Source organism: Tsukamurella serpentis (assembly GCF_054780975.1).
On the sequence record NZ_BAAGVH010000004.1, the window covers coordinates 246217 to 268609 of the forward strand.

Annotated in this window: 15 protein-coding genes; all 15 read left to right on the forward strand. The window is 69.9% G+C overall.

The window, feature by feature from the left end; translation table 11 throughout:
• Positions 1 to 6: 6 nt before the first annotated feature.
• The 15 genes from ACYVHG_RS12960 (at position 7) to eccE (ending at position 22373) form a co-directional block, all read left to right on the forward strand.
• Positions 7 to 1299 carry an ROK family transcriptional regulator gene (locus ACYVHG_RS12960; protein WP_461167869.1) on the forward strand — a complete coding sequence of 431 codons (1293 nt, stop codon included), beginning with the start codon at positions 7 to 9 and terminating at the stop codon, positions 1297 to 1299.
• 424 nt (positions 1300 to 1723) lie between these two features.
• The gene (locus ACYVHG_RS12965; protein WP_461167870.1) at positions 1724 to 1981 is read left to right on the forward strand and encodes a hypothetical protein; all 258 of its coding nucleotides are present in this window, start codon (positions 1724 to 1726) and stop codon (positions 1979 to 1981) included.
• A gap of 52 nt (positions 1982 to 2033) precedes the next feature.
• Entirely contained in the window at positions 2034 to 4412 is a 2379-nt protein-coding gene (locus ACYVHG_RS12970) for a hypothetical protein (protein WP_461167871.1), read from the forward strand.
• Positions 4409 to 6340, forward strand: coding sequence for an AAA family ATPase (locus ACYVHG_RS12975; protein ID WP_461167872.1), 1932 nt, complete (start codon positions 4409 to 4411; stop codon positions 6338 to 6340). The genes ACYVHG_RS12970 and ACYVHG_RS12975 overlap by 4 nt, the downstream gene beginning before the upstream one ends.
• Positions 6333 to 7931: a type VII secretion protein EccB gene (eccB, locus tag ACYVHG_RS12980; RefSeq protein WP_461167873.1), complete on the forward strand. Its 1599-nt coding sequence runs from the start codon at positions 6333 to 6335 to the stop codon at positions 7929 to 7931. Before ACYVHG_RS12975 ends, eccB begins: the two co-directional genes overlap by 8 nt.
• Complete coding sequence (eccCa, locus tag ACYVHG_RS12985) at positions 7928 to 12148, forward strand: type VII secretion protein EccCa (RefSeq protein ID WP_461167874.1); 4221 nt, start codon at positions 7928 to 7930, stop codon at positions 12146 to 12148. The genes eccB and eccCa overlap by 4 nt, the downstream gene beginning before the upstream one ends.
• A 112-nt stretch (positions 12149 to 12260) precedes the next feature.
• Positions 12261 to 12533, forward strand: a complete 273-nt coding sequence (locus ACYVHG_RS12990; protein WP_461167875.1) for a PE family protein — start codon at positions 12261 to 12263, stop codon at positions 12531 to 12533.
• A gap of 15 nt (positions 12534 to 12548) precedes the next feature.
• On the forward strand, positions 12549 to 13922 hold the full coding sequence (locus ACYVHG_RS12995; protein ID WP_461167876.1) for a PPE family protein: 1374 nt from the start codon (positions 12549 to 12551) through the stop codon (positions 13920 to 13922).
• A gap of 50 nt (positions 13923 to 13972) precedes the next feature.
• Complete coding sequence (locus ACYVHG_RS13000; protein ID WP_461167877.1) at positions 13973 to 14278, forward strand: hypothetical protein; 306 nt, start codon at positions 13973 to 13975, stop codon at positions 14276 to 14278.
• A 30-nt stretch (positions 14279 to 14308) separates the two neighbouring features.
• Positions 14309 to 14611, forward strand: coding sequence for a hypothetical protein (locus ACYVHG_RS13005; protein ID WP_461167878.1), 303 nt, complete (start codon positions 14309 to 14311; stop codon positions 14609 to 14611).
• Between the two features lie 6 nt (positions 14612 to 14617).
• Positions 14618 to 15481 carry an ESX secretion-associated protein EspG gene (locus ACYVHG_RS13010; protein ID WP_461167879.1) on the forward strand — a complete coding sequence of 288 codons (864 nt, stop codon included), beginning with the start codon at positions 14618 to 14620 and terminating at the stop codon, positions 15479 to 15481.
• A gap of 108 nt (positions 15482 to 15589) precedes the next feature.
• Positions 15590 to 17338 carry a P-loop NTPase family protein gene (locus ACYVHG_RS13015; protein ID WP_461167880.1) on the forward strand — a complete coding sequence of 583 codons (1749 nt, stop codon included), beginning with the start codon at positions 15590 to 15592 and terminating at the stop codon, positions 17336 to 17338.
• 6 nt (positions 17339 to 17344) lie between these two features.
• Positions 17345 to 18916, forward strand: coding sequence for a type VII secretion integral membrane protein EccD (eccD, locus tag ACYVHG_RS13020; protein ID WP_461167881.1), 1572 nt, complete (start codon positions 17345 to 17347; stop codon positions 18914 to 18916).
• A 38-nt stretch (positions 18917 to 18954) separates the two neighbouring features.
• A complete protein-coding gene (mycP, locus tag ACYVHG_RS13025; RefSeq protein WP_461167882.1) occupies positions 18955 to 20358 on the forward strand; it encodes a type VII secretion-associated serine protease mycosin in 1404 nt (467 codons plus the stop codon).
• Complete coding sequence (gene eccE, locus ACYVHG_RS13030; protein WP_461167883.1) at positions 20355 to 22373, forward strand: type VII secretion protein EccE; 2019 nt, start codon at positions 20355 to 20357, stop codon at positions 22371 to 22373. The genes mycP and eccE overlap by 4 nt, the downstream gene beginning before the upstream one ends.
• Positions 22374 to 22393: the final 20 nt, after the last annotated feature.

The following is a 22393-nucleotide window of genomic DNA, read 5'->3' on the forward strand; positions in this document are numbered from 1 at the left end:
GGAACCATGACCGTCGTTGATCTTCCCGCTGTCACCACGCCCACCCGGCCCGCCCGCGTCACCCGACCGCACAACCCGCTGCTGCGTCCCTCCGATGTCGAGCGTCCGGTTCGGGCCGCGCACCCGCCGCGTGTCTTCGCCCCGCAGTTGCGGGTCTCGGACAAGCCCGCTGCCGCCGTGCTGCGGGTGATCCGCCGCGGTGGGCTGGTGTTGCGGGATGAGATCGTCCGTGCGACGGAGCTGTCCGCCGCTACGGTCAACCGCCAGGTGACGGCGCTGATCGCCGCCGGGCTCGTGCGTGAGCGGGCCGATCGTGCCGCCAGTGGCGCCGTCGGCCGGCCCCGGCTACCGCTCGAGGTGGATCCGAACGGTCCGCTGGCGCTGGGGATCCACATCGGTTTCCGAGTGAGCACGGTGACCATGCACGACATCGCCGGCAGGGTGGTCGGCGCCATCCAGATCCCCACCCCGGAGAGTGGTGAACCGGGGGAGGTGCTGTCCGTGGTAGCCACCAGCGCCCGACGGTTCCTCGCACGCTGGGAGGGCCGGACGGTGCTCGGTGCCGGAATCGCGATCGGCGGCAGGGTCGACGATCGTGGTGTGGTCGCCGATCATCCGCGGCTGGGGTGGAAGAACGTCGCTCTGGGCGAACGACTCTCGGGCGCGATCGGGCTGCCGGTGACGGTGGCCCCGCACGTGGAGGCGATGGCGGCCGCCGAACTGCACCTGTCGCAGGAGTACGAATCCCAGGTCTCCACGCTCTACTTCTACGGTCGGGAGACCGTGGGTGTGGCGCTGGCGCTGCACGGTGCGGTGCACTCGCCGCGCTCCGGACCGCACACCATCGGACACCTTCCCACTCGCAACGTGGAGCTGCTCGATCCGAACCGGACCGGCCGGCTGGAGGACGCGGTGACCGATACCGCTGTAGTGGATGCCGCACGCCTGCAGAAGCTTCCGGTGCGCAACATCACGGATCTGCACAAGCTGGCCGACGACGGTAACCAGACCGCCCGGGCGATCGTGGCCGAGCGCGGACGGGTACTCGGGGAGGCCGCTGCACTGGTGGCCGACATCTTCAACCCGGACCGGCTGATCCTGGGAGGCCAGGCCTTCACCGACCACACCGCGATCCTTCCGCATGTCTCCGCGGCGCTCAAGGCCACGTCCGCCGAGCCGGGCCGGGCGGTGCGGGTGACCGGTGCCGGAGGCCGCGTGCAGCAGCAGGCCGCCGGTGCGGCCGCGCTCGACGGGGTGTACACCGATCCACTGGGTGCGGTTTCCCGGATCACGGGCTGAGCATTCGGAACGACGTTACGAAACTGAATCGTGCGCGCGAACGAGTGTGGCGCCGAATGTTCGAGCTGATCAACTCCGGCTTCTGAATCGCGTGGGTCCGGTGATAGCGCCGATGTCCTGGAATGTCTGATTCACGTGGTCTGACCAGCGATGGGACATGTTCCGATATCGCTGGGGGTGTGGTTCGTGGTGCACGCGCGGGTAGAGGTTGTTCGACCGCAAAGTCACGGTGAGTACGGTCGCGGGATTCCAGTGACCGACAACCTCTGTTGCGGATAGCTCGTCGGTGGCCTGACCTGCGAGTCTCCCGGATCTGTGCGGCCTCGCGCGCGCGAGTGCAGTTGCAACACAGGTGGTACATTCTTTTGCGACAACGAACTCGGTGGGTACGAGTACCGACTGCGGAGGCGGGACGGGAGGGTGCATGAGTGACGAGCGGGACGGCGATGCAGACCTCGGTCGGAGTGCCGGCGCTCGTGCGATCGATGCGCGAGCCGCCATCGCGACGGCCCAGCTGCGCTCGACGGTGACGTCGATCGGCTCAGCTCTGGGTTTCAGCAGCGCGCACGGCGAGCGGATAGTCGACTCCGTCGACGAGCTGGTCGCAGAGGTCGTTCCCGAACTCGAAGCCGCCGAGGCCCTGCACCCCGGTCCTTGCGGTACCGAAGGGTTCCCGTCGTGAAGTGTGGTTCGCAGCGGCGCCGTGGCCGCGCCCGGGATGAATGAGGTGTCGCGTGATCGACAGACCTGATACCCCGCACGCGGATGCCCTCCTGGAGGGCATCTGGGAGGACGAGGTGACCCCGGACGATCTGGCCTCACGCGCACTGTCGGCTGCGCAGGCGTCGTCCTACGCATTCCGGGTGGCCAGCGAAGGGTCAACGGCCACCGCACAATTGGGAGAGGTCGATGTCGCCGACTTCCTCGAGTCGGAGACCGGCAAGTGGGCGCAGAGCTTCATCGGCATCGTGCGGGTCGGGGAGTCCCTGGTGCACGTCGCACACGCACTCGGAGACCTCGCTCGCAGCCTGCAGCAGGTGAACCTGGAGCAGTCCCAGATCGTGTACCAGGTGGAGGCCGATATCGAGGCCGCCCGCCGGCAGTCGGCGCTCGCCGGAGACGATCCGGCCGAGCGGATCGCCGAGCTGATCGAGACCGCCCGGGCACGGGCGGCCGAGGTCGCGGCGAAGATGCCGACTCCGACGCGGGCGAATGCGCAGGACAAGACGCCTGCGGGCCTGGTCAGTGGATTCATGGCCTTCGGCCGGGTGCCGGGCAGCACTGCGGCACAACTGAACGGACGAGTGGCCCGCACCGGACATGCACGCAAGGGCTATCGCGGAGCCGAGTACAAGTGCGGCCAGCGTGAGCGGGACGTCGCCGATGCATCCCGATCCGTGCAGGATCCGGTAACCCGTGATGTGCCCGGCGACGCCCCTGAGACGGTATCCGCTGATGCCCCCGACACCGTTTCCGAGGCTGCCCCCGACGCCGCGACCGCCGCGCGGGAGGTCTTCGCAGATTCCGCCGGGGACACCCCCGGAGGGGCCGGCTTCCTCTCCCTCGGGCGCACCCCGAACCTCAATGGCCGCAACGGGACCGGCTCCGTCGAGCAACTCGGCCGGGAGAGCGACGGGCCCGACGACGCGGTGATCCCCGTGGTGCCGCAGCCGGTGGTCGCCCCGGCGGTGCCGCAGGACGTGCACTGCGGCGACGGTGCCTCGGCCCTGGCCGAACCACAGGACCCGGCCCAGGACCGCGACGAGCTTCCAGCGGAACCGGCGCCGAGCAGCGGCCCGGTGCCCGTGGTGCCGCGCACCCAGTTCCTGCCGATACCCACCACCCCGGCCGAGCTGGCAGCGGCCGGGGTTCAGGAGACCGAGGTGGACGAGGTGGCCGAGATCCCGTCAGCGCCGGCTGCGGACGACGAGCCCGAGCCCGCTGCGCCGGAGCCCCCGGCGGTGAGTGTCCCGGTGCCGGCGCCGCCGCCGGATACGGCATCCGATGCGGAGGCGGCCCCGGCGCCACCGGTGGCGCCCGCACCGCCGCTCACGCCGGCGAGTCGGAAGGGCCCGGCCACCGTCAGGTTCGCGGACCTGCTGAAGGCCTCGGCGAACGGTCAGGGCTCCGCCGCCGCAGCTCCGGCAGCTGCCCCCGCACCTGCCCCCGCTGCCGAGCAGAAGGCACCGTCGAGCCCTGTCCTCGCGACCGGACCGGTGATCCTCGGTCGCACGAAGCCATTGTCTCCGTCCGGCCGGTTGAGCCCCGAGGGCCACCAGGTGCACGACGTGGTGGCGTCCATCCTCGGGTCGCTGGTCAATGGTCCGAACGGTCCCGAAACCGGATTCCACTGGGCTGCAGGACTACTGGTGGGTGAATCCGAGACGGTGATGGCCGTCAGTACCTCCGACGCCGGCTGGTTGCCTCCCGATGCGGTGATCCCCGCCGGGGTCCGCGTGCTGTGGAACATGCCCACCGGATACCAGTGGGCGTCGATCGACGATCCGGTGCGGCAGCTGCTCGAATACGCCGCGCTCGGCGACTTCCGGACCGCTGCCGTGGCCACCACCCACCCCGGGCAGGCGTACCGCAGCGCGGTGGGAGCCACCGAGTTCGTCGGAGTGAGCAGGCCCGGCGCCGTCCTCCCGGGCGGGCGCAGCCGCTTCGAGGCCACCGTCTCCGCCGCTCGGAGCCAGCACATCCGGTCGCTCGACCGGGTTCAGGCCGACCGCCAGGCCCGAGCGCTGATCCGGGACCTGGAGAAGCAGGTGATCGCGGAGGATCACGTGATCGGGTTGGAGGCCGCGCGCCTGGACGCGCGCCGCTTCCTGGAGTCGAACGGCGCCGTACCACCGGCGGTGCTCGAACAGCTGCACAGCGATGCCCGTGCGCTCTCGGACGTCCTCCGACTCGACCGCACTCCTGCCGCACCGGAAGACCTCAGCCGGCCTGCGCCGCAGGCGCAACGGCTGCGGGACCGCATGCTCGAACGGGCGATCGTGGTGGCCACCCTGGCTGCTGCGGACCACGACATCGAGTCCGCGGTGTACGCGTGGACCTTCGCCCGGTTCCTGGCCGGCCGAAGCAGCACCTCGTCGGTCCAGGGCGCATGAGCCCATCGAATCCGACCGCCCAGCGCTACTTCTCACTCGGTCTCCGGTCGCTGTCCGCGCGTGGTGAGACCAGTGAACCGGCCCAGGCCTTCCGCCTGGCCGTCGAGGCAGACCCCACGATGTGCGACGCCTGGATCGGTCTGATGGCCGTCGACCGGCCCCGTCTGCGTGATCCGGATACCGCCCGGGGACTGCTGAACTCGGCCCGGAACTTCGGAGCCGAACTCCGGCGCAACGGCATGGTCGTCGATCCCGCCGAGGGCGCCCTCGGGTTGAAGATCCCGGTGGAGATGGGCGTCGTGGAACTGGGAATGCCGGTGACCGACGTGCGGTACGCGCGGGCGGGCGCCGCGGTGATCCTGGCCCAGGCCGGCCATCTCGCCGAGGCCGCGGAGGAGATCACCCGGCTGCAGCGCGAGGTGAGCCCGGATGCTCCCGCTCAGCGCAACTACCTGCGGTACCTGTGGATCTGCCTGCTGGGACTGGCGCACCGATGGCCCGAGGTGCTCTCCACCGTGGCCGACAGCCGGGAACCGATGTGGGTCGCCCCGGAGTCCGACGGTGCCGTCCGCTTCTGGCAACTCGGTGTGACCGCACTGACCGCGCGGGCGCTGGTCGGTACCGGTGACGCACATCAGGCGCTGTCCGCGGCCAAGAGCGCTCTGGCCTCCGAGGAGTTCAAGCTCGTGCAGGCCAGCCTGATCGTCACCCAGGCGTACGCGCTGCGCGCGACCGGTGAGGAGGAGGCCGCTGCCAAGCTGCTGCGCGATGCCCGGGCCTGGATCTCCGCCCGAGCCGACCTCGACCACGCCGCCGCCGGCGGCGCGCTGGAAGTGGTCACCGCGGAGTCGATGAACACCCGCACCGATCCGTGGGACCCGGCCTCCGGCACCACCGCCCGGGAGATCGAGCAGGCCTCCCTCGATCGCCAGCGCGATGCGGTCCTCGCCGACGCCTGGCGCGAACTCGATGCGCTGGTCGGAAGTCCCGACGTGAAGTCGCAGATCCGGCGTCTCGCCTCCAAGGTGGAGATGGACCGCGAACGCCGGTTGCTCAGTGAGGAACTCGGCGAGGAGTACAGCGAGGAGGAGATGCGCCTGTCGGCGATCATCACCGGACCTCCCGGCACCGGCAAGACCACCGGAGTGCGGATCCTCGCCAAGCTCTATTACGGACTCGGCGTGATCGCTCGGCCCGAGGTGTACGAACACCAGCCCAGCGACATGATGACCGGTTACGTGGGGCAGGCCGGGATCCGTACCAACAAGCTGGTCGACGAGTCGCGCGGTGGGCTGTTCTTCCTGGACGAGGCCTACGGCCTGGTCGCCGGAGACGGCGAGGATCAGGCGTCGCGCTTCGGCCGGGAGGCACTCGAAGCGATGCTCGCCCGGATCGAGAACGAGGGCGATAAGCCGCTGCGCGACAAGGTGGTCGTTGTCCTGGCCGGCTACGACGACGATATGAACCGTCTGCTACAAGTCAACCCTGGTCTGCCGCTGCGCTTCCCGACCCGAATCTCGTTCACCTCGTTCACCTCGGACGAACTGGTGGAGATCGCGGAGTCGGTCGCCGCGAAGAACCGGGAGATGCTCGGTGAGGGTGTGCGCGCCTTCCTCGCGGAGAGCAACCGCCGGCTCTCCGAGGTCAGTGCACTCGACCTCAAGGGACGCCTGTGCTCGGGCATCGACCTGATGTCCAATGCACGTTTCATGCGCACCGTCATCTCCTCCGCCCGGGGCTTCCGCGACTTCCGGGTCAGTGCGATCGACAGATCCGGACTGTCCGCGGACCAGCGTCGGGTACTGCTGCGGACCCTCGAACTGGGCGACGTTCGCCTGGCCTACGACGAGACCCTGAGGGTGTCTCCCAACTTCCCCTGGCCGGACTGGAATCTGCTGGGCGACGATCAGGAACGGGTCAATGGCTGAGCACACCCCAGACCCGAAGAACCCGCAGTCGGGACTCCAGGAAAGAGTGCGCGGATTCCGGCTGACCACCAAGTACCAGAAGTCGGGCGAGGCCTATCTGCAGCGCCGCAACGAGGAAGCGCTGGTCCGCCGGGACACGCGCTGGATCGACGATGTGAAGAAGTACCAGGGATCACCGCTGTACATCGCACTCGCGGCCGGACTGGTGGGTGTCATCGGCGCCATCGTGGCGGCGGTGATCTTTCCCGCGGGAAAGATCAAGGACGGCTCGATCATCCAGGATTCGCAGACGGGTGCGTTGTACGTGAAGGTGGGCGATGCCCTGAGCCCGGTCCCCAACGTGGTCTCCGCACAGTTGATCATCGGCTCCCCGGCCAAACCCGTGCAGGCGAAGTCCTCCGAGATCGAACGGCTGCCCCGCGGTCCGATGGTCGGTATTCCCTACGCCCCCACTGCGATCCGCAACTCAGATAGCCGTGCATCGGCCTGGGCGGTGTGTGACAGTACCGCGACCGGAGCGGCCGCGCCGCTCGATCCGGCGACCGGGCTGCCCACCACCGCCCGCTCGGCGGTGAAGGTCACCGTCATCGGTGGAGACCTGGCTGCGAACGCGGATTCCGACCTCCAAGGATCACAGGCGCGGATCGTCTCCTTCGACAAACAGACCTGGCTGGTCTACCAGGACCGCGGGGTGGTGGCACGGGCCCGGCTGGACATGCGCAACTCCGCCGTCCGGGAGGCTCTCGGGATCCGGATCGACGAGGCGGTGATCCCCATGTCGGCCGGGTTGTTCAACACCCTCGCCGCTCGTGAGCCGATCGACGTCCCGCAGATCGCCGACCTCGGCAGACCGGTGCGGTTCGGGAACACCGAAAAGCTGCTCACCGGCACCACGCTGCGAGTGCCCACCGTCGACGGTGGCTGGACCTACTACGTGGCCGCCGCGGACGGAGTCCAGCAGATCGGGCCGACCGCTGCGGCGATCCTGCAGACCGCGTCACCGGTACGCAGTGGTGTGGTCGAGGTCGAGGCGGCGAAGGTCAACCAGTGGCCCAAGGTGGGCGGGCGGATCGCGGTCGACCACTTCCCGCAGGGCGGCGTGAGCATCGTCGATGCGGCCAAGGACCCGGTCACCTGCTACGCATGGTCCCGCGAGGGCGACGACCCGACCGCCACCCAGCGCGTCACGGTGGGCCGCACCCTGCCGCTGTCCCCGCAGCAGGCGGCCTCACGGATCCCGCTGATCAGCGCCGACGGTTCGCAGGGCACCGTCGCCGATGACGTCTACATGCCACCGAACAGCGGACGGTACGTGTACGCCACCGGTTCCGCCGCGGACTCGCGTGAGCGGGGCGGCGAGTTCTGGATGGCCGACACCGGCATCCGGTACGGCATCGACGATCAGGGGTCCAACGATCAGGGGGCCTCGGCGAAGGCGCTGGGCCTGCGCGCCGCGGTCCCCGCCCCGTGGACCGTGATCAGCCTGTTCGCGCCCGGGCCGACGCTCTCGCAGGCGAGCGCGTCGATCAAGCACGACGGCGGCGCGCAGGACCCCGTCGTTGCGAGGTTCGACGCGAAAGGCGAGAAGTGAGTAGGCAGGTCTTCGAGCCCCCGCTGCATCCGAAGAAGGAGCCGCGGGTCATCAAACAGGAGGTGGAGGTCCGCGCGCCGGACGCCATCGACGAGGTGGACCCGCCCGGCAAATGGCGGACCGTGATGATGCCGGTGGTCATGGTGGTCGCCGTACTCGGCATGTTGTTCATGATGATCCGGATGAACCGCGGCTTCAACCCGGTGATGCTGCTCATGCCCATGATGTTGCTGTTCGGCATGTTCGCGTACATGGGCGGCGGCCCCGGCGGCAGTGGCAACAAGTCGAAAGCTCAACTGCTGCATGACCGCAAGCAGGCGAGCCGGGCGATCGGATCCGCCCGGGAGAAGGCGCTCTCCCGGGGCGGCAACTATCACGCCGCCCTCTCGTACGCCTATCCCGATCCATCGGTCGTGGCCTCGATCATCGGCACCGAGCGGATGTGGGAGGTCAACGGCGGTGACCAGGAACGCAAGTCGCGTTTCACCGCCGCCCGGTACGGCCGGGGCCGGATCGTCCCGAAGGCGAAGGTGCTCACCCCGGAAGCGCCGGACGGCGAGTTCCTCGACCCGGTGCAATGGACCGAGACGGTGAAGTTCCTGCACACCCACTCCACCATCGCCGATATGCCGGTGGCGTTCACCCTGCGCAATTTCCCGGTACTCGGCATCGGGGGAGACCGGGAGAACGCGGCCGCAATGGTCCGGGCGATGCTCAGCCACCTGGCCATCACCCACGGTCCGGACCGGCTCCGCATGGTGGTGGTGGCCGACACCCCCGACGGCGGCAGTTGGGAGTACTTGAAATGGCTACCGCACGCGCAGCATCCGACGCTGGTGGACGCCCTCGGTTCGCGGCGCATGATCTACGGCAACTGGACCGAGTTCCTCGACGATCTCACCGGTGACGAGCAGGCCCCGGTCGTCGACAGTGAACGGGTGGTGGACTACGCCCGTCCGTTCACCACCGAGTCGGAGGTGACCGGGCGCACCCGGCACACCGTGGTCATCGTCGATTCCACCGAGCGGGCGCGGATGACCGATCAGGCGATCGCCTCGCTCGCGGACGTCACCTGGATCCTGATCTCCCCGCCCGACGGTGTGATCGAATCCTTCCCGCACGCCGTGTCGCTGAACGTCGACGGCGCGGGCATCGTCACCCGGTGGGATTCCGACCTACCGCTGGAGGCGCCCAAGGAGATCGCCCGCGCCGACCACCTGGACCTGATCGACGCGCACACCATCGCCCGCAGGCTGGCCCGGTGGGAGCTGGAGACCACTGCTTCACTGCTGTCCAAGGAACGCAAGGACACCGGCCGGGACTGGGCGAACCTGGTGCAGGTGGACGACCCCGGGGCCATCGACGTGGTCGACTTCTGGCAGCGGATCAAACGATTCGACGATCCCCGCCGGCTCAACTTCCCGATCGGTTTCGCCCCCGACGGGACCCGGATCTTCCTCAACATGCGCGAGGCCAGCCAGGGAGGCACCGGCCCACACGGAGAGATGATCGGCACCTCCGGCTCCGGGAAGTCGGAGTTCCTGCGCTGCCTCGTGCTCGACGCCTGCCTGTTCCACTCCCCGTCGATGCTGAATCTGCTGCTGGTGGACTTCAAGGGCGGTGCGACCTACCAGGGCATGGAGGACATCCCGCACGTCGCGGCGGTGGTCACCAACCTGGAGAAGTCCGAGCGCATGGTGGACCGCATGATGGAGGTCATCACCGGCGAGCTCAAGCGGCGGCAACAGCTCTTCGACAGCGCCGCAGCGCGATACCCGTCGTTCAACATCATCGGACTGACCGAGTACGAGAAGGCCCGCGAGTCCGGGCACTGCCCGGAACTGGAACCGATGCCCGCCCTGCTGGTGCTGATCGACGAGTACACCGAGCTGCTCGAGGCCAAGCCGGAGTTCGTGAACATCTTCAGCCAGATCGGCCGAGTCGGTCGTTCCGTGGGGGTGCATCTGCTGCTCGCGTCGCAGAACGCGGAGATGGCCCGCTCCCGCGGTCTCGAATCGAACATCCACTACCACATAGCACTTCGCACCGGCACCGCCGGAGACTCACGCGCGGTGATCGGCGTCCCGGACGCGAAGAACCTGCCCGGTAAACCGGGCAACGGCCTGATCAAGACACTCCACGAGGACGATCTGATCCGGTTCTACGCCGGGTTCACCGGTAAGCCGTACTTCCCGCCGGACGCCGAGCCGGAACCCGTTGCGCGCGAATCCGCGCCGGCCGGTATCAACGACCTCTCCTCCCGCGTTTTCACCGCCCGCCGGGTGGACCCGCCCGATGCGGGGGCGGAGATCGTCGAGGTCGAGGAGGTGGTGCGCACCGAGGAGGAACTGCTCGCTGCACCCACCGTGTTCACCGTGGTCAAGGAACTGCTCACCAAGGCACCTGCCCGCCCGGCCTACCGGCCCTGGTTGCCGGAGCTGACCTCGACCACCCTGGACGCGGTGGCACCGTCGTTGCGCGCCGACCAGTGGGTTCCGCCCAGGGCGAGCACCCCGGCCACGCTCAAGCTGCCGTTCGGTGTGTTCGACGATCCGGCCCGGCACCAGCAACCGGTGTGGGAGCTGGACCTGTCCGGAGGCCAGGGCAATGTGCTGATCTACGGCGGCCCGCAGAAGGGTAAGACCACCGCGGCGATGACTCTGGTGACCTCCCTGGCGCTCACCCACTCACCGGAGCAGGTGCAGTTCTTCGTGGTGGACTACACCGGTGGCGGCTGGATGCGCCTGGAGGAACTGCCGCACGTCTCCCGGATCGCGGTGCGCGCCGAGGACGATGCGATCAACCGGATCGTCTCGCAGATGACAGATCTGATCGATCATCGGGTTCGGCTGTTCCGCAAGTACCGGGTGAATTCGATGCCTGAGTACCGGCGGATGAAGAGCGATCCGGGGTCTGCGCTGAACGCCGAGGACGCCTTCGGCGACGTCTTCATCGTGATCGACGGTTTCGACGCCGCGGTGACCGACGGCGGTGTCTTCGAGGACCGGGTGGCGACGCTCGAGGCACTGGCGTCGGGCGCTCTCAACTTCGGTGTCCACTTCGTGATCACCACCGCCCGCAACACCGTGCTGCGCGGCCTGGCCAGTCACATGCACACCATCGTCGAGGGACGCGTCTCCACGGCCAGCTACGACATGTCCGTGGTCAACTCGCAGCGCAACAAGACCGTTCCGGACAAGGCTGGGCACGTGATCACCACCGACCGCGACCTGCTGGCACTGGTCGCGCTGCCCCGCGCCGACGGTGACAGCTCCCCGCAGACGCTCAGTTCGGGCATCGCCGAACTCGTGCGGCGTATCCGCCGGGCCAACACCTCCGGTGCGGCGGCGCCGAAGCTGCTGGCCCTGCCCGAGGTGATCGATCAGGCCGAGCTGTTGTCGGTGCTGCCGCCGGAGGTGGGGGAGCGGGAACGGGTGCGACTGCCGTTCGGCCGGCGGGAGAGCGACGGGGCTCCGGCCGTCGCCGACTTCGGCCGCGAGGCGCACATGTACGTGGTCGGTGAGAGCGGCTCCGGCCGGTCCGCGTTCGTGCACACCCTGATCGAGTCGATCAGCCGCCGATACCCGACCATCGACGACGGTGCCATCGCCCTGCTCGATCCCAAGCGGGTGCACCGCGGCGCGTTCGCTCCGAACCCGAAGAACCTCGGCGTGCACGGCTCCGACCTGCACGACTTCCTGCGCCGTTGGCAGGACAAACTGATCGAGTGGATGGGTGAGGGCCAGACCGACCCGATGGCCGTCACCTACCGCCGGGTCCCGGACACCGCGGACAGCGATGCGCTCGCGCGCCGCGACTGGTGGACCGGCCCGGAGATCTTCCTCATCATCGACGACTACGACGCGGTCGTCGCCCGCGGGGACCGCACGAATCCGATCACCCAGACCGTCAAGCTGATGAACGACGGGGTGATCCGCGGCTTCCACGTGATCGTGGTCCTCAACGACGCCGAACTGCTCTACAAGGCCAGCTCCGACCCGCTGATCCAGTACCTCGACACGCACAGCTCGATGGCGCTGGTGCTCTCGGCCGACAAGTTCAACGTCAACATCGGCGGCGAACGGGGACAGCGCTTCGGGATCCCGGGACGCGCCCGGTTCCACCCGGGTCGGGGAGCGCCCTCGGACGCCGTGCAGATCGCCTGGAACGGGGTCCGGCGCGGCGACGGCGACACCGGCGAGGACCTGTGGGGATGACCGATTCCGGGCCGTGTCCGTAGTTTGCTCTTGGGATTGACGAACCCGATCGGTTCTGCTTTAGTTGCAACTTGAAAACCGGACGAAGGGACGGCAGGTGGGCCTGAACGTGGTGCCTATTCAGCTCTTGGCGGGGACGAACGAGGTCATGGCCAACGTCGCGACCACGTCCGGCCTGATCGGCGGTGCTTCCGGCGCCATCGGCGCCACCGTCCCCGCGGGCGCCGACGAGGTCTCGATGCTCGCCTCGGCGGGCTCGGCGGCACACGCCGCGAACTTCCTGGCGACGTCCGTGGTGGACCACGCCGAGGTCGCGCAGTACGGGGTGAGCCTCTCCGCGGTGGCGGCCACCTACATCTCGGCCGACAACGCCGTCCAGTTCTGATGCGAGTGTGACCGCATGACCTTCATCGCGCTTCCGCCAGAGGTCAACGTCGGTCGCCTGATGACGGGCGCGGGTCCCGCACCGGCCACCGCCGCCGCAGCCGCCTGGGCGTCGGTCGCCGCATCGGTCAGTGCCCGTTCCGCCTTCCTCACCGCTCTGCTTCCTCGGCTCGCCGCATCCTGGCAGGCGCCGGAGACCTCCCTGATGACCCGCAACGTCGCGATGTACCTGGCCCACAACGAGGGTGTGCGGGTGCAGTCGCTACTGGCGTCCACCCGGCACACCAAGCAGGCCGCCGACTACTCCGCAGCGCTCGCCGGTATGGCGCAGTTGCCCGAGATCGCCCAGAACCACGTCACAAACGCGGTCCTGCACGCCACCAACTTCCTCGGGGTGAACACCGCCGCGATCGCCGCGAACGAGGCGGAGTACGCCGCGATGTGGGCGCAGAACGCCTCCATGATGACGGTCTACCTGGCGAACTCCGTCGCCAACATGACCTTCGAGCCGTTCGTTCCGCCCAAGCCGATGGCCACCGCCGCGGCCGTGCCGATTCCAGCCGCGGCTGCCGGGGCCGCTTCCGTCGGTGACGCCGTGGTCACGAAGATGACCCTCGCCGCGCAGGGAGCGTATGCGGTCGCCAGCAACCTGGCGATGCGCACTGCGTCCGGGGTTCTGGCCGGCACGAAACTCGCCCAGACCGTCGTGGTGAACACCCAGCGCGTGGAACAGGCCGTCTCCAACGCGCAGTCCGTGCAGTCGAAGACCCCGGACTCACCCGGCGCGGCCCGGCCGATGGCCGGACAGGAGCTCGGCCGGGTACTCGCGCAGGCGACGACGGCGGTCCCGCTGGCCGCGGGTGCCGCCGCCGGAGCGGTCCAGGGCGCTCAGACCGTGGGCCAGGTACCGGTGCAGGCCGCACAACCGGTGGTGCAGGCCGTCGGCGGCGGGATCGTCTCCCAGCCGCTCACCCAGCTCATGTCCACCATCGGCTCCGAGAACCGGACCGCCGCGGTCGGGTACTTCGGGACCCGTCCCGGATCCCAGACGCTGGAACGGATCTCGCGCGGAGAACCGATCGCGCGCACCGCCAGCGGTATCCGGGCCGCAGGGGCCGGGGCGGTGCCGCAGTACGCGGCACCGTCGAACTGGCAGACCGATGGGCTGATGGTGGCGGCGCCGCCCCCGCCCGTGCCGCGGGTTCCGGTGGAGCCGCTGCGCCCGATCCAGCCGGTGGCGAGCACTGCACCGGTGGCGCGATCGCAGGGCAAGCAGCGCGAGCGTGCGGTGGTGCCGGACACCTCCGCGGTGATGCCCATCTACCGCGATTCCGAGCCGGACGTGGAATCGGTGTCGGTGGACGCCCCCTCGGGAGGCGACCAGCCCTGATCGGGCCCCGCCCCGATCCCAGACCCAAACCGATCGAACTGGAGGAAGACATGCCACCGCAGATCTACGACATGAACACCGTGACCCACGCCGCGGGCACCGCGAAGACGCACGACGTCGCGGCCACCACGCTGGCGAACATCAAGTTCGTGCGCACCACCGCCGAGGCCTACCGCGCCGCGAACGCCGGCGACACCACCAACAAGGCCAGCGCCCACATGGAGGAGCTGATCGCGGTGTGCAACGCCGAGCAGCAGAAGCTCGAGGCCGTGGCCGAGGCGCTCGGGCGCAACGGCGGCCTGATCGTCAGCACGGACGGCGACGCCGGTGGCCTGTTCACCGGCTACGTGGTCTGACCGGAACATCGTCACCGAAGGAGCAATGACATGACTTCTCCACTGATCAGGGTCGACTACGCCAGCTACGACCTGACCTCCGCCAGCCTGGGCAAGGCCGCCGCGGTCGCGGACGCCAACATCGCCGAGCTCACCGCGAACAACACCGCGAACCTCAACGCCGGCAACTGGGTCGGCGTGGATCAGGAGAGCTACCAGCACGTGCACGAGATCTGCCTCAAGGCCAACGAGAACCTGGCCATGGCGATCCGCAAGACCGGGGTGAACCTGCAGACCGCCGCAGCCATCCACCAGGCCGGGCAGACGCAGGCCGCGGGCCTGTACGGGGTCTAGATTCGCATGCTGCGCGAGGAGGCTCCGGCCAAGCTGGCGGCGTTCGAGGTGTCCATGGACGAGCTGCTGCTGCTGATGCGGCTGGCCGATGTCACCGAGATCGCACCGGTGGTGCTCGCGGTGCACCCGAACGTGTACCGCCCCGACGACCAATTCGTCGTGGACTGCGCCGTCTTCCCGGGGCTCGTCGCCGCCGGCCTGGTGCAGGGCGACGGGACCGTCGATCCGCAGGTCGCGCAGTGGCTGCGGGCGTTGCAGGCACCGGCCGCGGAGCTCGCGGTCCGGGTCTTCGACGGTGATCAGGTGCTCCGGGGGGCCGTGGTGCGGCGCGGGGACCATGTGGTGGTCGCCTTCCGCAATGACGATCACCTGACGGTTCAGGGTTTCGTCACCGATCGTGATGGTCTCGAGGCCACTGTGATCGAACCGTTGTGGCGGATTCTGGGAGGCTGCGCGCCCGCCGAGTTCGACTCGCTCACCGTGGACTCGGCCGAGCTCGCGGAACTGGTGGCGGCCTTCCGCCCGGAGCTGACGGGTCCGCGCAGTGAACGGGGCATCCGTGCCCGGTTGCGCTCGCACGAGCTCTCCCCGGAGTCGGTGGACGTCCTCGTCGAAGCCGCGCGCTACACCGGACGACGTACTGAGATCGTCTACCACCGTGTCGATTCCGGAGGAGTCCGGAATCAGGCGCAGTGGGCGGTCGGGGTGATGGACACCTCCGTGGGCCGGGTCCTGTCGACCTCCAAACGGGGTTCGGACGCGGTGATCGAGGTGACGCTCAGTCCGGGAACCCGGCGGCGCTTCTCCGAGGGGATGACCGAACTGATCGACCGCGGCGGCTGCTCGGGCTGGTTCGACGAGGTGCGATGACCCGCTTCATCCGCAATTGTGCGGGAGCGACCGGATGACAACGTCGTCGTACCGGTGTATTAATCTGCAAAGTGTTACCGAAATGATCGGTGAGTTAAGGGGCAGTCCATGAGCGACGCAGCGACGAACATCCAGGTGCCGTTCGTGCCGCAGGCCGCACCGGAGGGCGACGATTCGGCGGTGCTGCCCACCCCGGAGGCCGCTGCGCCGGTGATCCGCCCGGATCGTCCCGCCGCCCCGACTGCCGGCCCCGCCGGGCCCCGGACCGGTGACTGGGACGAGCCCGATCTCCCGGACGCGGACGAGGCCGACGACCAGCCCACTCCCACCGCCGGCGGTGGACCCGCCGCACCGTCGGCGCCCGCCGGACCGGTGATACTGCTCGGCGACGAACGCCCCACCATGGAGCACCCGGCGGTGGTGGACGAGCGCGCCGAGGCCCGCGAGGTCGAGCGTCCGGCGCCGCAACCCGCACCGGAGAACCAGGCCTCCACCCCGGACGGGCCCGCCGCTGCCGAGCCGGGCCCCGTCGAGCAGGGCCCCGCCGAGCCGGAGCCGGCCACCCCGGCGGTCGCGCCGGTCCCCGAGCCCGAGCGGGCGCCCGGCGCGCCGTCGCCAGTGCCGGTTCCGCAGCAGCCCCAGCAGTGGCACGGTGGGCCGAACGGCTTCGCGCCCCACCCGGGCGTGCAGCAGCCCACCTTCGGGCCCGGCCCGCAGAACGGGCAGTTCCCGGGCCAGCACGTGCCCGGGCAGCTGCACCGCCCGCCGATGCCGCAGCCGTTCGGCCACAACGGAGTCCCGCAGCAGGGGATTCCCGCCGCCGCGCAGCACATGCAGGCGCCGATGCGCCCGATGGGCGAACAGCCGTCGCCGATGTCGGCACCGATGTCCACCGCGTCGTCGTCGTTCAACCAGCAGATCCGGTTCTCCGACTCGGCGGTGCGGGTCAAGGGCTGGCGCGCCTGGCTCAAGTGGATCGGGCTCGACGTGGGGCCCAGCGCCGGTGAGCAGGAACACGCCGAACTGGTGCACCGGATCCGGGTGCCCAAGCACCGCTTCCATGTGACCAGCGTGTTCGCCGATAACGCGGGCGGCACCCTACTGGTGGGGGTGCTCGGTCAGATCCTCGAACGCACCCGCGCCGACAACGTGGTCGCCCTCGACCTCGATCCGGACGGCGGCGACCTCGACCAGGTGACCGCATGGCATCAGGGCGGCTCGACCGCCCGCACCCTGATCCAGCAGAGTGATCTGTCCGACCGCAACCAGGTGGACAAGCACCTGGCCGTCACCGCGACGAACATGCACGTGCTACCCACCCCGTGGCGGTTCAACGGTCGTGACTTCGCCGACTACGACGACGTGCTGGACCTGTACTCGATCTTCCGCCCGCACTACAGCCTGGCGCTGGTCGATGCCGGGGGCGGCCTGCAGACCCAGACCGGCACCGGCGTGCTGGAGATCTCCTCGGCGCTGATCCTGCCCGCCTCCGCGACCACCCGCGGTGTGCGGAAGGTGGCCGCCACCATCGACTGGCTGCGTCATCACGGCTGGCACGGCCTGCTCGCGAACACCATCGTGGTGATCAACCACACCAAGAAGCGCAGCAGCGTCTCGGTGGACCAGTTCGACGAACTGTTCCGCGCCGGCCAGAAGCTGCGGGTGCACGAGATCCCGTACGACCCGCATCTCGATTCCGACCAGCCGATCGACCTCGACCTGATGCGCAAGCGCACGATCCGGGCGTTCGAGAACCTCGCCGCGGACCTCGCGGACGGCTTCAACTCCGGCTACGAGCCGCCGGCCGCCCAGAAGCTGGCCGAGCTCCAGCAGGCGCGGACGAACGAAGGACGCTGACGCGCGATGGTCTTCCCGATCGCATCGCAGGCTTCCGCCGGCCCGGAGCAGAGTGTCGCCGGACGGTCCGCCGTCCCCGAACAGGTGCGCGTGCTGGTCGAAGTGGGAGAGAACTCCGTCGAGCGGAGCCTGCTGGCCCGCCGCCGGTTGTCGGTGGTGATGGACTCGGTGATCCCCGGGCTGGAGCAGATCTTCCCGGACCACGACTTCTCCACAACCGGCGCCTGGACCTTCGCCCGCGAAGGCGGAACACCGCTGGCCCGGGACAAATCGCTCGCCGATTCCGGTGTGCTCGACGGTGACCGGCTGATCCTCGCCGAGACCTTCTCCACCCAGACCTTCCGGCCGCTCATCGAGAGCACCGCCGATGCGATCCAGGAGTTCTGCCGACAGCGGTTCCACCGCTTCGAGACCTCCACCGCTCGCGCGCTCGGGTTGATCGCCCTGGTCGCCGCGGCCACGGTGTTCGCGGTCCTGGTGCTGATCGCCTGGCATGCGCAATCGAGCGCGCTGTGGTGGTTCCCGGTAGCCGCGATCGCCTCCGCGGCGGTGGCCATCGCTGCGGTCTCGGCGGACCGCCAATACCGGTCGCGGCAGGTCGCCTACGCATTGCAGGTGGCGGCGGCACCGGTGCTGTTCACCGCCGGGTTCGTCCTCATCCCCCCGGACGGAGGCGCCGACGGTGCCTTCACCGCCGCCAACGTCCTCACCGGGGCGATGTTCGCGCTGATCGCGATGGTGGTGCTGGGCCGGGCCAGTGGGCTCGGTGCCGCTGTCCTCGCCGGGCTGAGCCTGGTGGCGGCCGCGGCGGTGGCGGCGTCCGCGCTGCTGGCGTACACACCGCTGGAGCGGCCCGCGATCCCCGCGATCGGAGTGATCGCGGCGTTGCTGCTGGCCAACTGGGCCCAGGGCTGGGCGCTGCTGTTGGCGCGGGTCCGACCGGACCCGCTGCCCCCTCCCGGGGAGGACATCGACCGCGCGGAACTCGACGCGGCCTACCACGTGGACACCTTCGACGACGAGAGCACCACCGAGCTGGCCCGGTCCGAGGAGGACACCGGTCTCGAACGCAAGGCCCGTACCGCCGCCAAGCTGCTCACCGGCTTCTACGTGGCGATCGCCGGGATCCTCACGGTCTCGGCGCTGACCATGCCGGTGCCCGGCAACCGTTACTTCTGGGGCGCCGTGGTGCTCGCGGCCCTGGTCTCGGTGATCTGCGTACTCCGCGGCCGCACCCTCGACGATCGGGTGCACGCGTGCGTCTTCTTCGTGGCCGGGTTCGTCGTTGCCGCGGGCCTGGCGGTGGAACTGTTACTTGCCGTGGACACCGCTCCGGCGCGGCTGGTGGTGATCGTGGTGGGTGCCGCGGCCCTGGTCGCGTTCGGCGCCGGTGCCCTGCTGCTCGCGGACCGTGTGAGCGCCGATCCGGACGCCCGCACCCGACCGCTGTCGGCTCGGATGCTGGGCCGTATCGAGACCGGTGAGAAGGTGGCCATCTTCGCCGTGGTGATGCTCGCCCTGTGGTCCACCAGGCTGTTCGCGTTCATGCGTGAACTCGATCTGTCGTTCCTCAGGTAGTGGCGGGTAGTGGATCCGTGCACCTGATCGTCAGGGCTGTGGCAGCAGCGGCCGTCTCCGTCACCGTCGTCACCACCGGCGCGTTCTCCCCGGCCACCGCCCGTGCGGTGGTGCCGCCGATCGCCGATATCGGTGCGGCACCGTCGGGCAACGACGGCCCGGAACGACCGCTGCGCAGCAACAACCCGCGCTGCGTGGACCCGGGAGTGCTTCCGGCATCGAATCTGGCGGCGCCGCCCGCACCGTCGAACACCTTGCGGATCGAGGAGGCGCACCGATTCTCCACCGGCGCCGGTGTCACGGTGGCGGTACTGAGCACCGGGGTGCGCCCGCAGGCGCGGCTACGCGGCCTCGACGGTGCCGGCGACAACATGGTGGCCTCCGACAACGGACTGGTGGACTGCGATTCCACCGGCACCCTGGTCGCCGGGATCATCGGCGCACAGCCCGCGGCCGGCGACCGGTTCGTCGGTGTCGCGCCGGACGTGCGGATCATGTCGGTCCGGGTGAACTCGGCGGGATTCTCGTTGCAGAACACCCCGGCCGACGATTCCGATCCGAACCTGGGCCGCGCCGCCGTCGATGCCCGGAGCATCGCCCGCGCGGTGGTTCGCGCCGCCAACCGCGGCGCCAAGGTGATCGTGATTCCCGCCCCAGTGTGCATGGCCGTCGATAGCCAGTTCCGGCAGCGGGAGATCGGTGGCGCCCTGGCCTACGCCCTGTACGCCAAGGACGCGCTGGTGGTGGCCGGCGCCGGCGCCACGGACCGGCAGGGCGGCACCGTCGGAGCCACCGAGTGCAAGGCCAATCCCGATCCGGACCCGGCCCGGCCGGACGACCCCCGTGGCTGGCGGCAGGTGACCACCATCGCCACCCCCAACTGGTTCGACGGGCAGGTGCTCTCGGTGGGCGCCACTACCGCCGAGGGCACCCCGCTACCGGGTTCCCTGAACGCGCCGTGGAACGACGTGGCCGCACCCGGCTCCGGGCTGGTCTCGCTCAGTTCCCGTGGTGGCGACGGGGTGGTCAACGGCATCCCGGCGGAGAAGACGCTGGTGCCCTTCGCCGGTCCCGAGTTCGCCGCCGCCTACGTGGCCGGAACCGCGGCACTGGTGCGCGCGCGGTACCCGCAGCTCAAAGCGAAGGACGTCGCGGCGCGGATCGTCGCCACCGCACACGGTCCGGCCCGGGGTGCAGACAACAAGGTCGGACGGGGCCTGATCGATCCGGTGGCAGCGCTCACCGCGAAGGTCCCGGAACTCGACGCCGACATCGATCCGCAGTCGGTGGACCGGCTACTCGTCCCGCCGCCGCCGCCGGCGCCGGACACCCGGCCGCGGCGACTCGCCGCGATCGTCGCCGGCACCGGTGTGATCGCGCTGATCGTGCTGGGCGGTGCGATCGCGGTGATCCGACCCGGCCGGACCGGGAGGACCCGATGACCGGCGAGAGACCGGCGCCGGTCACCCACCCGGAGATCGCCCGCTTGCGCCGCCGCGTCGGCGTCTCAATCACCTTGCGCCGCGCCCTGGTGTGCGCCGTGCTCGCGACGCTGTTCGTGGCACTGGCCCAGGGGCGGATGCCGCTGTGGGCGGTGATCACGATCGTGGTGCTCGCGGTGCTGATCGCCTTCGTCAGTGCCCGCGGGTCGGTGCTCAGCGAGTGGATCGGCGCGCGGTACCGCTACCTGCGGCGCCGGCGGCGGCCCGGTGGGCCGATCCCCGGCCGGGTGATCGACGTGGACGGGTGCGGGGTGCGCCAGGGCGACGGCTTCGAACTGGTCTCGGCGATCGAACTCACCGCCGACCCGTCGGAGACCCGCCTGCGTGACGGGCGGGCCCACGCCGCCGACACCGTCCCGCTGGACCTGCTGGCGTCGATGATGACGCAGTACGGCCTGGACGTGGACATCGACGTGGTCTCGTCCGGCCGGCGCGTGCCTCCCGGTCCGGCGTACCGCGCGTCCTATGCGCAGGGCGTGCGCTTCTACTCCGCGATGGCGCAGCGTTCGACCTGGCTGATCCTGCGGGTGGACACCCGCAGGAACCTCGACGGGATCGTGCGGCGGGGACCCTCCCGCACAGCCGGCCCGAAGGCGCTGATGGCCGCGACGCGGCGGCTCGAACAGCGGTTGCAGGAACGGATGATCCGCGCCCGGGCCCTGCCCGCGACCGAGCTCGGCACCCTGGTGCCGCTGATGACCTACGGTGTTGATCCGCTGGCGGGTACCGAGCGCTGGCGGTTCCTCGAACACGAATCCGGTGTCTCGACCACCTATCTGATCGACCCCGACCGCACCAGTACCGAGCGGCTGGACCGCTGGTGGGGTCTCGACAGCGAGACGACGGCGGTGGTGCTGCGGCTGCGGAAGGCGAGCGCGCAGGCCCCGGTGCGGATCAGCGGTGTGGTCCGCTACGACACCACCGTCCCGATCATCGACGACCTCGACGACGCGCTTCTGCTGGTTCCCGGGCGGCAGGCCGAACTGGCCAGGGCCACCCTGCCCGGCGGCGGTTCCAGCGTGACGGATCTGCCCGAGGCATCGCTCACCGACGTGGCGGATGTGCAGATCCCGGTGGGGCCGGCCGGGCCGGTATGGGGGATCTCAGGATCGGATGCCGTGGCCCTGCCGTTGTTCGACGGTTCGCCGGTGCCGGATACCCTGCGCATCGAGTTCGCCACCGAATTGATCCCTCTGCAGTTGGTGTTGCTGCGGTCGGTGGGCGCCGGCGCCTCGGTGCTGGTGCACACCGATCGCCCGCAGCAGTGGGCGACGCTCGTGGCGACCCTGGCCGATCCGTCCCGCTTCCGCATCGCCGACGGCGCTCCCGGCCGTTCGGCCGACATCACCGTCTTCGACGGTGTCCGCGCCGAATCGGTGCCCGAGCGGACGCTGCTGACCCTGCACCCGCCCGGGGCGGTCGCGGGATTCAACGCGGACGTCCTGGTGTCGCAGATCGGCGCATCGAAGGTGCTGATCCGGATCGGGGAGCGGCCACCGTTCGAGGTGGTGCTGAACCCGACCGACGAGGAACTGCGCTACTGCGACCTCGCGACCGGGCCGGCGCCCGCCGCGGTCCGGACGATGCAGGTGCCCCGGATCCCGCGACAGGTACCACCGGCCGAGCCCGCCCGGCCGGTGCGCGCTGCGGCCGCTGCACCGCCGATCAGCCCCGTGCAGCAGATCCACCCGGTGCAGCCGACCCGTCCCGTGCCCCCGCCGTCCGATCCCGGTGCGCCGCGGGCGCCGCGACCGGCCAGGCCACTGCCGCCGAGTCCGTACGAACGCGGCAGCGGTGTACCGCGGAAACTGGGCGGGGACCGCTGGGTGCGACCCGCGCCGGACCGTGACGCAGACGGCCGGCAGCGCCGGCCGATGCGTCCCGCGAGCGCCCCGCGGTGGGGTCGCAGCGGAGAGCACCCACAACCGGACGAGCCTCCCACCGGCTCACACTGAGTGGCGCTGAGCCTTCATCG